Source organism: Kitasatospora dryopteridis, from assembly GCF_050749075.1.
Classification (GTDB): domain Bacteria; phylum Actinomycetota; class Actinomycetes; order Streptomycetales; family Streptomycetaceae; genus Kitasatospora.
Genome location: NZ_CP192749.1, coordinates 2,071,710 through 2,083,930 on the forward strand (window position 1 = coordinate 2,071,710; position 12,221 = coordinate 2,083,930).

Below are 12,221 nucleotides of genomic sequence, written 5' to 3' on the forward strand. Positions count from 1 at the left end.
GACCATCATCGCCCGCACCAGTGACAGCCCCGCCGGGCGGGTCGCCGGGCGGGGCCGTCACCGGTGCTCTCCGGTGCCGTCGGGGGCGGGCGCGGGCGCCGCGGGCCGGCCGGTCAGCCGGCGGCGAGCAGGCCGCTGCCGAGCCAGCCGTCCTCGTCCGGCACGCCGGGGAGGACGAAGAAGTAGCCGCCGCCGGTGGGGGCGAGGAAGGCGGCCATCGGCTCGCCGTTCAGCCGGGCCTGGACGGCCTCGAACTGCCGGGCCACGTCCTGCTGGTAGCAGCAGAAGAGCAGGCCCATGTCGAGGTCGCCCGCGGCGTCGGTGCCGCGGTCGTAGTTGTAGCCGCGGCGCAGGATGCGGGAGTCGGCGGCGGCGGCGGTGCGCGGGTTGGCGAGGCGGATGTGCGCGTCCAGGGCGATGACGGCGCCGTCCGGGTCCTGGCCGTAGGAGGGCGCGTCCTGTTCGGCGGTGCCGCCGAGGGGTGCGCCGGTGTCGCGGCGCCGCCCGACGATCCGCTCCTGCGTGGCGACCGGGACGGCGTCCCAGGGCTCCACCAGCATCCGGATGATGCGCAGCACCTGGTAGCTGCCGCCGACGGCCCAGGCGGGCTCGTCGCCGTCGGCCTGCACCCACACCAGACGGTCCATCAGCCGGTCCGAGCCGGCGTCGGGGTTGGAGATGCCGTCCTTGAAGCCCTGCAGGTTGCGCTGGGCGCCGTCGGGCCGGGCCGGGTTCTGGAAGCCGTCGACCCGCCACACCGTCCGCAGCGCGCCGCGGGTGTGCCGGGCGAGGTCGCGCAGGGCGTGCAGCACGGTGTCCCGGTTGTCGGCGCAGACCTGCAGGGAGAGGTCCCCGTGGAGTTCGGTGCCGAGGTCGTCGCCGGGGAAGGCGGGCATCGGGGTGAGCCGCCGGGGCCTGGCGGCGGCCAGCCCGAAGCGCCCGTCGAAGAGGGAGGCGCCGACGCCCACGGTGACGGTGAGTCCGTCCGCGGGCACCTCGGCGCCCAGCAGGCAGGTGTCCGAGGGCGGGTCGCCGGCGCCTGCGGGCGGCGGCGTGCCGCCGGCGGTGAGGAAGCGGATGCGGGCGGTCAGGGTGCGCAGCAGTTCCTCGAGGCCCTGCCGGTCGGTGACGGTCACCCGGGCGGCGGCGAAGGCGGCGAACCGCTGCGGCGGGGTGGTGACCCCGGCCTGGTGGGCGCCGTGGAAGGGGACGGCCTCCCGGCGGGCGGCCGCCTCGGTGGCTGCGGCTGCCTCGGCGGCTGCGGGCTCGGCGGCGAGGACCGGTCCGGCGGCGACGGCTGCGCCGGCGGCGAGGGTGGCCTTGACGAAGCTGCGGCGGGCGGGCGCGGCAGCGGCGGGCTCGGTCATCGGGGGCTCCCGGTGTCGGGCGAAGTGGGGGCTGGCGGCGGTCGGCCGTCGCGGCCGCTTCGCACACGGATCAACGGTGCTGCGCAGAGCCCGCCACCGCACCCCGGAGGAACCCCCGATCCGCCGACCGGCCGCACCGGGACAGCCGTCGCCCTGTCAGGCACGGCCAACCACAAGGGGCGCGGGGAACTGCGCCAGGCGGAAGACTGCGGGCCGGCGCCCTTTCCGCTGCGCGCAGTTCCCCGCGCCCCAAGGGATGCCCTGTGCGGTCGGCTCGCCCCGCACGGCCCGCACGGTCCGTCAGGACACCGCGCGGGAGTCCGCCCAGCTGCCCTCGAACTCCTCGCGGTAGACCTCGAGCAGCCCCGGTTCGGTGCCGCCGGGCTCCTGGCCGGCGCCGCCGCGGAGCACCAGGGCGGGCGACTCGATGCCGCGGGCGCGCCGCAGATAGGGCTGGACGACGCCGATGTCCCCGGAGCGGCGGCGGCTGCCGGGCTGGCCCGGCAGCCGGGGGCCCTCGACCAGGTAGGCGGTGAAGCGGGGCATCTCGTCGAAGACCCGGATCTCGAAGCCGCCGGGGTCGCGCAGCCGGGCCCGGACCCGCCGCACGTGCATGATGTTCATCTCGATGGAGCGGCCGAGTTCGCCGCGGCCGAGGCCGAGTTCGCGCTCGCGGCGGCGGACGGCGCTGCTGGCGGGATTGAGGAAGAGCAGGCGGACGCGGCAGCCGTCGGTGGCGAGCCGGACGAGGCGCTTGCCGGTGTAGTTCTGGCAGAGCATGCCGAGGCCTATGCCGAGGGCGTCGAGGCGGCGGGCGCCGTCGAGGAGGTCCTCGACGGGCAGCTCGCGCTGGAGGCGGACGCGGTCGGCGTGGACGGCGACGACGTCGGCGTAGCGGCCGGCGACGAGTTCCTCGACGACGTCGGCGGGTACGCCTCCGGTGCCGCCGTCGAGGAGGGCGAGCAGCCGGGCGGCGGCCCGCTCGGTCTGGTCGAGGACGGTCTGCGAGAGGCTGCGGTTGCGGGAGACGACGTGCCGGGCGACCTCGAGTTCGTCGAGGGCGAGTTCGACCTCGCGCCGGTCGACGACGTACGGCTCGAAGCAGGGCCAGTGCTGGACCATGAGTTCGCGCAGCTGGGGCAGGGTGAGGAAGACCAGCGGGTCGTCGTCGGCGGGGTCGAGGAGGTAGCCCTTGCGGCGGCTGACCTCGCGGACGGCGCCTGACCGCAGCACCCATTCCTCGCCGGCCGGGCCGGCGGCGGCGGTGACCCAGTCCTCGCCGTGGGCGGGGGCGTAGACGGGGCGCAGCGCCTCGTCGACGAGGGCGCGCAGGCGCTGTTCGACGAGGTTGAGCCAGACGTAGGCGCGGCCGGTGAGGCGGACGCGGCGGTAGGCGCCCTCCCATTCGAGGGCGGTCCAGCCGAGCGGGGGGCCGTCGCCGGGGGCCGGGCCGGCCTGGCGGCCGGGGAGGCCGGAGCGCATGACGACGGTCGGCGCCTCGCTGCGGCCGGGCTCCGGCCCGTCGAGGCCGTCGCCCCGGCCGTCGACGGGGAACCCCATGCACTACCTCACCTCTCGACCCTGCCACTCACCGTGAGTGGCGGGCCGTCACTGACAGCGTCTCAACCATGGCGGCCTTGGCAGAGCCTGTCTCCGCATGGGCCGACGGGTGTGCGCCGCCGGACGATCAAGGGTACTGCCCGCTCCGGGCGGGACGCAGCCTGTTGACGGCACAACAATTCGAAGGGAGGGCGGGCGGTGGGCCCGAGCGCCGGGTTTTCGCGCCACGGACACCCGTTCGGGCGAACAACAGGTGAATGGGTTCGGTCGGCGGGCGGGGGTTGGGGAGTATGCGACATGTGCCGTACGTGTGCCGTGCGTCACGCCGAGGGCGGTCCGCACATGCCGGGGCCCGCCCCCGGGCAGATCCGAGGGAGCGCCAGTTCCCCCACGGAGCAAGGAAGTTGAGGTCCCCCATGCAGGTCTGGCCAGGGCAGCCCTACCCGCTCGGCGCCACGTACGACGGGGCCGGGACCAACTTCGCGGTGTTCTCCGAGAGCGCGGACCGGATCGAGCTGTGCCTGCTGGACGAGGACGGCTCGGAGACGGCGATCGAGCTGCGGGAGACGGACGCCTTCGTGCGGCACGCCTACCTGCCGGGCGTCCAGCCCGGCCGGCGGTACGGCTTCCGGGTGCACGGCCCGTACAACCCGGGGCTCGGCCAGCGGCACAACAGCGCCAAGCTGCTGCTGGACCCGTACGCCAAGGCGATGAGCGGGGACATCGACTGGGACGAGTCGGTGTACGGGTACCACTTCGGCGCGCCGGAGCGCCGCAACGACCTGGACTCGGCGCCGCACACCATGCACTCGGTGGTGATCAACCCGTACTTCGACTGGGGCACCGACCGGCCGCCGCGCACCGACTACCACCGCACGGTGCTGTACGAGGCCCACGTGAAGGGCCTGACCCGGCTGCACCCGGACATCCCGGAGGAGATCCGCGGCACGTACGCGGCGCTGGCCCACCCGGCGCTGATCGAGCACCTGGCGAAGCTCGGCGTGACGGCGATCGAGCTGATGCCGGTGCACCAGTTCGTCCGGGACCACCGGCTGCGCGACCTGGGCCTGTCGAACTACTGGGGCTACAACACCATCGGGTACTTCGCGCCGCACTCCTCGTACTCGTCGACGGGCGACCGCGGGCAGCAGGTGCAGGAGTTCAAGTCGATGGTGAAGGCGCTGCACGCGGCGGGCATCGAGGTGATCCTCGACGTGGTCTACAACCACACCGCGGAGGGCAACCACCTGGGCCCGACGCTGTCCTTCCGCGGGCTGGACAACGCCTCGTACTACCGGCTGGCGGCCAAGGACCGCCGCTTCTACGAGGACACCACCGGCACCGGCAACAGCCTGCTGATGCGCAGCCCGCACGTACTCCAGATGATCATGGATTCGCTGCGCTACTGGGTCACCGAGATGCACGTCGACGGCTTCCGCTTCGACCTCGCGGCGACCCTGGCCCGGCAGTTCCACGAGGTCGACCGGCTGTCCTCGTTCTTCGACCTCGTCCAGCAGGACCCGGTCGTCTCCCAGGCCAAGCTGATCGCCGAGCCGTGGGACCTGGGCGAGGGCGGCTACCAGGTCGGCAACTTCCCGCCGCTGTGGACGGAGTGGAACGGCATGTACCGCGACACCGTCCGCGACCTGTGGCGCGGCGAGAACGCGACGCTCGCCGAGTTCGGCTCCCGGCTGACCGGCTCCTCCGACCTCTACCAGGACGACGGCCGCCGCCCGATCGCCTCCATCAACTTCGTCACCTGCCACGACGGCTTCACCCTGCGTGACCTGGTCTCCTACAACGAGAAGCACAACGAGGCCAACCACGAGTCCAACCGGGACGGCGAGTCGCACAACCGCTCCTGGAACTGCGGCGCCGAGGGCGGGACGGAGGACGAGGCGGTGCTGGAGCTCAGAGCCCGCCAGCAGCGCAACTTCATCGCCACCCTGATGCTGTCGCAGGGCGTGCCGATGCTGGCGCACGGCGACGAGTTCGGCCGCACCCAGCAGGGCAACAACAACGCCTACTGCCAGGACAACGAGATCACCTGGGTCGCCTGGCCCGAGCGCGGCGGCGCCGCCGCGCAGCTGCTGGAGTTCACCCAGGGCATGATCTGGCTGCGCCGCGACCACCCGGTCTTCCGCCGCCGCCGCTTCTTCCACGGCCGCCCGGTCTCCGGCACCCACGACGACCTGACCGACATCGCCTGGTTCACCCCCGGCGGCGAGGAGATGACCGAACAGGACTGGTCGACCAGCTACGCCAAGTCGCTCTCCGTCTTCCTCAACGGCAACGCCATCTCCGAGCCGGACCGCCGCGGCGGGAAGATCGTCGACGACTCCTTCCTGCTGATGTTCAACGCCCACTCCGAGCCCCTGGAGTTCAGCGTCCCCGCCGGGCACGGCGAGGCCTGGCAGATCGCCGTCGACACCGCGCTGCCCGTGCTGCCCGCCCGCGGCACCGGCACCCGGGTGAAGGCCGGCGACTCGCTGTGGCTCACCGACCGCTCGCTCATGGTGCTGCAGCGACCCGCGTGACGGGCGGGGCGTCCCCGGCGGCCGGGGTGGGCCATTCGTGCCACCCGGGCCATAGCCTTGCCCGGGCCCGGGTAGGGATCAGCCCATGACGTCCGCCGCCGCACATCCTCCGACGGCCAGTTACCGGCTCCAGCTCCAGCCGGGCTTCACCCTGCACGACGCCGAGCGCGCGGTGCCGTACCTGGCCGCGCTCGGCGTCTCGCACCTGCACCTCTCCCCGCTGCTGGAGGCCGCGCCCGGCTCCACCCACGGCTACGACACCGTCGACCACAGCCGGATCAGCGAGCAGCTCGGCGGCGAGACGGCACTGCGCGCCCTGGCCGAGGAGGCGCACCGGCACGAGCTGGGGCTGATCGCCGACGTGGTGCCCAACCACATGGCGCTGCCCGTCCCCGAGCAGCTCAACCAGCCGCTCTGGCAGGTGCTGCGGGACGGCCCCGGTTCCCGGTACGCGACCTGGTTCGACATCGACTGGACGGCACAGCCCGGCCCGTCCGACGCGCCGGGCCGCGGCCGGCTGCTGCTGCCGCTGCTCGGCGACCGGCTCGGCGCCGTGCTCGGCCAACTGGTGGTCGACGGCGACGTGCTCCGCTACCACGACCACGCCTTCCCGCTGCGCCCCGGCACCGCGCACCTGCCGCTGCCGGACCTCCTCGACCGCCAGTGGTACCGGCTGGCCTGGTGGCGGCTGGCCAGCAGCGAGCTGAACTACCGGCGGTTCTTCGCGATCAACGACCTGATCGCGGTACGGGTGGAGGTGCCGGAGGTCTTCCAGGCCACCCACGGCGTGCTGCTGCGGCTGCACGGCGAGGGCGTGCTGGACGGCTTCCGGATCGACCACCCGGACGGCCTGGCGGACCCGCGCGGCTACCTGCAGCGGCTGGCCGAGGCCACCGGCGGGGCGTACACGGTGGTGGAGAAGATCCTCACCGGCGGCGAGCGGCTGCCGCAGGACTGGGCGTGCGCGGGCACCACCGGCTACGACGCGCTGCGCCGCATCGACGGCGTCCTCACCGACCACGCCGGCGCCGAGCGGCTGGTCGCCGCCTACCAGCGGGACGTCGCCGACCGGACGGGTGCGGCGGAGGCCGCGCTGCGCGGCCGCGCCGAGCTGACCGGCCCGCGCGGGGAGCTCGCCGCCGAGGTCGACCGGCTGCTGCGGCTGGTCCGCCGGATCTGCGCCGCCGATCCGGCCCTGGCCGACCACCCGCTGCCCGCCGTGCGGGACGCGCTGTGCGCGCTGCTCACCGACCACCCCGTGTACCGGCCGTACGTGGTGCCGGGCGAGACGGCGCCGGAGGAGGCCGTCGCCCACCTGGCCGGCGGCGCGGAGGGCAGCAGCGACCGGCTGCTGCGCGACCTCGCCCTCGGGCGGCTCGGGCGCAGCCCGGAGAAGGACGAGTTCTGCCGCCGGTTCGCGCAGACGACGTCCGCGGTCGCCGCCAAGGGCGTGGAGGACACCGCCTTCTACCGCTGGAACGCGCTGGTCTCGCTGAACGAGGTCGGCGGCGAGCCCGGCCGGCCCGGCCTGAGCCCGGCGGCCTTCCACCGCTGGTGCGCCGACCAGGAGCGGGACTGGCCGGACGGGATGACCGCGCTGTCGACGCACGACACCAAGCGCAGCGCGGACGCCCGGGCCCGGCTGGCGGTGCTCGCCGAGCTGCCGGAGGCCTGGGCGGCGGAGTGCGCGGCCTGGACGGCCGCGGCCGGGCCCTGCCCGGACCGCTCCACCGCGTGGCTGTTGTGGCAGACGATGGTCGCGGCCTGGCCGATCGGCGAGGAACGGCTCGTGCAGGTGGTGCTGAAGTCCGCCCGGGAGGCGAAGCTGCGCACCTCCTGGACGGCGCCGGACGAGGCCTTCGAACGGGCGCTGACCGGCTACGCCCGCGGCGCGCTCGCCAACGCCGGGCTGTGCCCGCGGATCGCCGGGTTCGTCCAGCTGCTCGCCCCGTACGCCCGGGTCAACACGCTGGCGGCGGCCCTGCTTCACCTGACCGTGCCCGGCGTGCCGGACGTGTACCAGGGCAGCGAGGAGCCGCTGTACACGCTCGTCGACCCGGACAACCGGGCGCCGGTCGACCTCGGGGCGCTGGCCGTGCGGCTGACCGACTCGGCGGTCGACCGCGGCGGCGACCTCGCCCGGGAGAAGCTCCACCTGACCACCACCGCGCTGCACCTGCGCCGCAGCCGCCCGCTCGGCGCGTACCGCCCGCTGCCCGCGGCGGGGGCGCAGGCGGCGCACCTGCTGGCGTTCTTCCGCGGCCCGGGCGTGATCGCCGCGGTGACGCGGCTGCCGTACGGGCTGCAGCGGGCCGGCGGCTGGGGCGACACGGTGCTGGAGCTGCCCGAGGGCCACTGGACGGACGAGCTGACCCAGCGCCGCTACGAGGGCGGGCCGCTGCCGGTCTCCTGGCTGCTGGAACGCCACCCGGTCGCACTGCTCACGGAGGGCCGTTGACCACGTACCGAGTCTGGGCGCCCGAGGCGGACATGGTGGAGGTGGAGGTCGACGGCAGGCCGCACCCGATGGCCCGGGAGGGCGACGGGAGCAGCGGCTGGTGGCGGGGCGAGGCGCCGGCCGGCGACTACGGCTTCCGGCTGGACGGCGGCCGGGCGCTGCCCGACCCGCGCTCCCCGCGCCAGCCGGACGGCCCGGACGGGCTGAGCCGGGCCGTCGACCACGCGGCGTTCCGCTGGTCGGACACGCCGTGGCGCGGGCGGCCGCTGCCCGGCGGGGTGGTGTACGAGCTGCACGTGGGCACCTTCACCCCGGCGGGGACGTTCGAGGCGGCGGCGCAGCGGCTGGACCACCTGGTGGCGCTGGGGGTGGACTTCGTCGAGCTGATGCCGGTCTGCCCGTTCCCGGGCCGGTACGGCTGGGGCTACGACGGGGTGTCGCTGTGGGCGGTGCACGAGCCGTACGGCGGGCCGGACGGCCTGAAGCGGTTCGTCGACGCGGCGCACCGCAAGGGGCTGGGCGTGGTGCTGGACGTGGTGCACAACCACCTCGGCCCGTCCGGCAACTACCTTCCGGTGTACGGGCCGTACTTCACCGACCGGCACCACACGCCGTGGGGTTCGGCGGTGAACCTGGACGCGCCGGGCTCGGACGAGGTGCGGCGCTACCTGATCGGCAGTGCGCTCGGCTGGCTGCGGGACTACCGGATCGACGGGCTGCGGCTGGACGCGGTGCACGCCCTCGCCGACGACCGGGCCCTGCACTTCCTGGAGGAACTCGCCACCGAGGTCGAGAAGCTGGCCGAGGCGACCGGGCGGCCGCTGTTCCTGGTCGCCGAGTCCGACCTCAACGACCCGCGCACCACCGCCCCCCGGGAGGCCGGCGGCCTGGGGCTGACCGCCCAGTGGAGCGACGACTTCCACCACGCCCTGCACGCCCTGCTCACCGGCGAGTCCGGCGGCTACTACGCGGACTTCGCCGCGGACCCGTACGCGGCCTGCGCCAAGGCGCTCACCCGGGGCTTCTTCCACGACGGCAGCTGGTCCTCCTTCCGCGGCCGCTCGCACGGCCGGCCGTTCCCGGCCGGGTACGGGCACCGGCTGCTCGGCTACGCCCAGACCCACGACCAGATCGGCAACCGGGCCGCCGGGGACCGGCTCTCCGCGACGCTCTCCCCCGGGCGGCTGGCGGCGGGCGCGGCCCTGGTGCTGACCTCGCCGTTCACGCCGATGCTGTTCATGGGCGAGGAGTGGGGGGCGAGCACCCCCTGGCAGTACTTCACCGACCACACCGACCCCGGCCTCGCCGAGGCCGTCCGGCAGGGCCGGCGGCGGGAGTTCGCCGCGCACGGCTGGCAGCCGGAGGACGTGCCCGACCCGCAGGCCCGCGCCACCGTGCTCGGATCCACGCTCGACTGGTCGGAACGCACCCGGGAGCCGCACGCCGGGCTGCTCGACTGGCACCGGCGGCTGATCCGGCTGCGGCGCACCCATCCGGAGCTGACCGACCCGGACCTCGGCGCCGTGCGGGTGGCGTACGACGCCGCGGAGCAGTGGCTGGTGGTGCACCGCGGGCCGTACCGGGTGGTGGTGCACCTGGGCACCGACGGCCCGCGGCGGATCACCCTGGACCGGCCCTACGCGCAGACCCTCGCCCTGTACGGCGACTGCTGGCCCGAGTCCGACGGCTCCCTGCACCTGGCGGCGGAGTCGACTGCCGTCCTGCAAGTCGCTTAGGGCGGCCACCGGGGGCCGCCCGCTGCTCGGTCGGTGCTCCTACTCCGGCTTGCAGACGACGAAGCGCTTGTACGGGTGGCGGCCGGGGCGGTCGCCGATCTCCCGGCAGGCGGCCTGCAGCTCGTGCAGGTCGGCGACGGAGAGCTCCAGCGGGGGCTCGTCAGGCTGGTGGGTGGTGCCGAGCGGGTAGTCGGTGCCCGGCTCGGTGGTCATCTCGATGTGGCAGCCGAGCACGTGGGTGACCTCGCGGGTGGCGGCGAACTCCACCAGGCGGTCGACGGTGCGGGTGAAGGCCGGCCAGTCGCCGACGTACAGGCGGCCCGGGTAGACGGTGTCGCCGGTGAGCAGGAAGCCTGTCCGCGGGTCGAAATAGGTGATGGCGGCCGCGTGGTGGCCGGGGGTGGCGAGGCACTCCAGCACCCGGCCGCCCAGGTCCAGTGCCCGGCTCTCCTCGCCGCGGAAGCCGAACCAGGCGAGCGCCTCGCCGGCGGGCACCAGCTCGGTGTCCGGCCGGCCGGCGAACTGGCCGTCGCCCGCGGTGTGGTCGCCGTGCCCGTGGCTGTGCAGCACCAGCAGCGGCAGGCCCGGGCTGCGGCGCTCGATCAGCTCGTCCACGGTGCGGCGCAGCGGCAGGTGCGCCGGGTCGGCGGTGGCGCCGGTGTCGATCAGCACGGCCCGCTCGGTGCCGAACAGCAGGTACAGGAAGGGCGCCTCGTAGTGGACGGCCTTGTTCTGCCGCAGGATGTACGTCGCCTCGTCGACCTGGTGGACCTGCAGGTCGGGGTCGGTGTTGTGCTTCGAGGACGTCGATCCGTGGATCCAGCGGACGTCCAGCGGTGTGCGGTACTGCGTGGTCATGGCATCCCCCTTCGTCCGCGAAGCTACCAGGGACCGGGCCCGCTCAGCGGAGGAAGGCGGCGATCCGGGCGCGCAGGCCGGCCGCGTCGAGGCCGTAGGCGGCGAGGTGCTCGGGGATCGACCCGTAGTGGCGGTGCTCCTCGCGCGGGACGCCGAGGGCGAGGACGCGGTGCGGCAGGTCGGCGAGTGCGTCGTGGGCGGCATTGGCGGAGGTGCCGGCCAGGTACGGCTCGACGAGGACGACGTCGGCCCGGTCGCCGAGGGCGGCGCGCAGCCCGGCGGCGTCGAACGGCCGGATGCTCGCGGCGTACAGCACGGTGGTGTCGAGGCCCTCGGTGGCCTCGAGGACGGCGTCGAGCATGGGGCCGACGGCGACGACCGTGCCGCGGCGGCCGGTGCGGACGGGCAGCAGGCGGCCGGGTTCGACCGGCCGGGCGGCGGCGTTCTGGTGGGCGGAGAGCCGCAGGTAGACCAGGCTGTCGCCGTCGGCGGCGGCGTGCCGCAGCAGGGTCTCGGCCTCGTCGGGGTGGCCGGGGACGTGGACCGTCCAGCCGGGCAGGGTGTCGAGCAGGGCGACGTCGCCGGGTGCCATGTGGGTGCGGCCGCCGGCCGGCCAGTCGTAGGAGCCGGCGGCGCTGACCAGGACGGCGCCGACGCCCTGGTGGACGAGGTCGAGCTTGACCTGCTCCCAGGGCCGTTCGATCAGGAAGCTGGCGAAGGTGTGGGCGATCGGGCGCAGCCCGGTGAGGGCGAGGCCCGCGGTGACGCCGATCTGCAGCTGTTCGCGGATGCCGACGTTGACCACGCGGTCGGGGTGGCGGTCGGCGGCCGGGCGGAAGGCGTCGACGCCGATGTCGGCGAGGACGAGGGCGAGCCGGGGGTCGTCGTCGAGGAGTTCGGTGGTGACGGCGGCGAAGCGTTCGCGCATGGTGTCCACGGGTGCGGGGCCTTTCTCGGGGCGGGGGTGTCCGGAGTTCGGGGTCAGTTCTTGGGTTCGACGCGGGCGACGACGGCGTGCGGGCGGCCGGGGTGCGGGGCGGTGAAGGCGGCGTGCAGGGCCCGGTGGTCGCGGCCGTCCACGGTGGCGGTGGACCAGCCCTCGGTGGCGAAGCGGGCCGCGATGCCGCCGTGCCAGCCGTGCGTGGCCGAGGAGTTGTCGATCACCACGGTGTGCAGCCGCTCCAGGCCGGCGGCGCCGGCGAAGGCGACGGCCTCGTGGTTGCTGCCCTCGTCGAACTCGGCGTCGCCGACGAGCACCCAGACGGCCGGGTCGGTGCGGCCCTGGGCGCGCAGGCCGAGGGCGGTGCCGACGGCGAGCGGCAGTCCGTGGCCGAGCGAGCCGGAGGCGATCTCGGCGCCGGGCACCAGCAGCCGGTCCGGGTGGTGGCCGAGCGGGGAGTCGTACGCGCCGAAGCTCGGCAGCACGGCCTCGTCCAGGAAGCCCTTGGCGGCGAGGACGGCGTAGTAGGCCATCGGGCCGTGGCCCTTGGAGAGCAGGAAGCGGTCCCGGTCGGGGTCGTCGGCGGTCTGCGGGGTGACGCGCAGGACGCGGTCGTAGAGCACCCAGAGGGCGTCCAGGGTGGAGGTGGCGGCGGGGCCGTGCTTCTCGTCGCCGGTCATCAGGCCCATCAGGGCGGGCAGGTCGGTGAACCCGTACGGCCGCGGCCGGGTGGTTGCGGTGGTCATGCCGACCAGCCTGCAAGTT

8 protein-coding genes are annotated in these 12,221 nt (G+C 74.7%); 3 read left to right on the top strand and 5 right to left on the bottom strand.

The annotated features are described in order from the left end of the window. Window positions 1-113: 113 nt before the first annotated feature. Both efeB and ACQ614_RS09440 read right to left on the bottom strand, forming a co-directional pair. Window positions 114-1,367: an iron uptake transporter deferrochelatase/peroxidase subunit gene (efeB, locus tag ACQ614_RS09435; protein WP_431677975.1), complete on the bottom strand. Its 1,254-nt coding sequence runs from the start codon at window positions 1,365-1,367 to the stop codon at window positions 114-116. A 300-nt stretch (window positions 1,368-1,667) separates the two neighbouring features. After that, window positions 1,668-2,927 (bottom strand): SAV2148 family HEPN domain-containing protein, encoded by a 1,260-nt coding sequence (locus ACQ614_RS09440; protein ID WP_363491229.1) that lies wholly within the window; start codon window positions 2,925-2,927, stop codon window positions 1,668-1,670. Between the two features lie 416 nt (window positions 2,928-3,343). On the opposite strand from ACQ614_RS09440, the gene glgX reads away from it, so the two are divergent. From glgX to treZ, 3 genes are all read left to right on the top strand, one after another. Then, window positions 3,344-5,464: a glycogen debranching protein GlgX gene (glgX, locus tag ACQ614_RS09445; RefSeq protein ID WP_431677976.1), complete on the top strand. Its 2,121-nt coding sequence runs from the start codon at window positions 3,344-3,346 to the stop codon at window positions 5,462-5,464. A gap of 85 nt (window positions 5,465-5,549) precedes the next feature. Beyond that, window positions 5,550-7,922 (top strand): malto-oligosyltrehalose synthase, encoded by a 2,373-nt coding sequence (gene treY, locus ACQ614_RS09450; RefSeq protein WP_431677977.1) that lies wholly within the window; start codon window positions 5,550-5,552, stop codon window positions 7,920-7,922. Further along, a complete protein-coding gene (gene treZ, locus ACQ614_RS09455) occupies window positions 7,919-9,658 on the top strand; it encodes a malto-oligosyltrehalose trehalohydrolase (protein ID WP_431677978.1) in 1,740 nt (579 codons plus the stop codon). Before treY ends, treZ begins: the two co-directional genes overlap by 4 nt. A gap of 39 nt (window positions 9,659-9,697) precedes the next feature. Here the strand turns inward: treZ and ACQ614_RS09460 are convergent, their stop codons facing one another. The 3 genes from ACQ614_RS09460 to ACQ614_RS09470 are packed head-to-tail and all read right to left on the bottom strand — an operon-like array spanning window position 9,698 to window position 12,202. Continuing rightward, the gene (locus ACQ614_RS09460; RefSeq protein WP_431677979.1) at window positions 9,698-10,516 is read right to left on the bottom strand and encodes an MBL fold metallo-hydrolase; all 819 of its coding nucleotides are present in this window, start codon (window positions 10,514-10,516) and stop codon (window positions 9,698-9,700) included. 43 nt (window positions 10,517-10,559) lie between these two features. Then, window positions 10,560-11,453 carry a transketolase family protein gene (locus ACQ614_RS09465; RefSeq protein WP_431677980.1) on the bottom strand — a complete coding sequence of 298 codons (894 nt, stop codon included), beginning with the start codon at window positions 11,451-11,453 and terminating at the stop codon, window positions 10,560-10,562. A 44-nt stretch (window positions 11,454-11,497) separates the two neighbouring features. Continuing rightward, on the bottom strand, window positions 11,498-12,202 hold the full coding sequence (locus ACQ614_RS09470) for a transketolase (RefSeq protein ID WP_431677981.1): 705 nt from the start codon (window positions 12,200-12,202) through the stop codon (window positions 11,498-11,500). Between the last annotated feature and the right edge of the window lie 19 nt (window positions 12,203-12,221).

Excerpts from the sequence above, each read along its gene's own strand:
- ACQ614_RS09470 (WP_431677981.1), bottom strand. The coding sequence starts at position 12,202 with ATGACCACCGCAACCACCCGGCCGCGGCCGTACGGGTTCACCGACCTG.
- treY (WP_431677977.1), top strand. The coding sequence starts at position 5,550 with ATGACGTCCGCCGCCGCACATCCTCCGACGGCCAGTTACCGGCTCCAG.
- glgX (WP_431677976.1), top strand. The coding sequence starts at position 3,344 with ATGCAGGTCTGGCCAGGGCAGCCCTACCCGCTCGGCGCCACGTACGAC.
- efeB (WP_431677975.1), bottom strand. The coding sequence starts at position 1,367 with ATGACCGAGCCCGCCGCTGCCGCGCCCGCCCGCCGCAGCTTCGTCAAG.
- ACQ614_RS09460 (WP_431677979.1), bottom strand. The coding sequence starts at position 10,516 with ATGACCACGCAGTACCGCACACCGCTGGACGTCCGCTGGATCCACGGA.
- ACQ614_RS09440 (WP_363491229.1), bottom strand. The coding sequence starts at position 2,927 with ATGGGGTTCCCCGTCGACGGCCGGGGCGACGGCCTCGACGGGCCGGAG.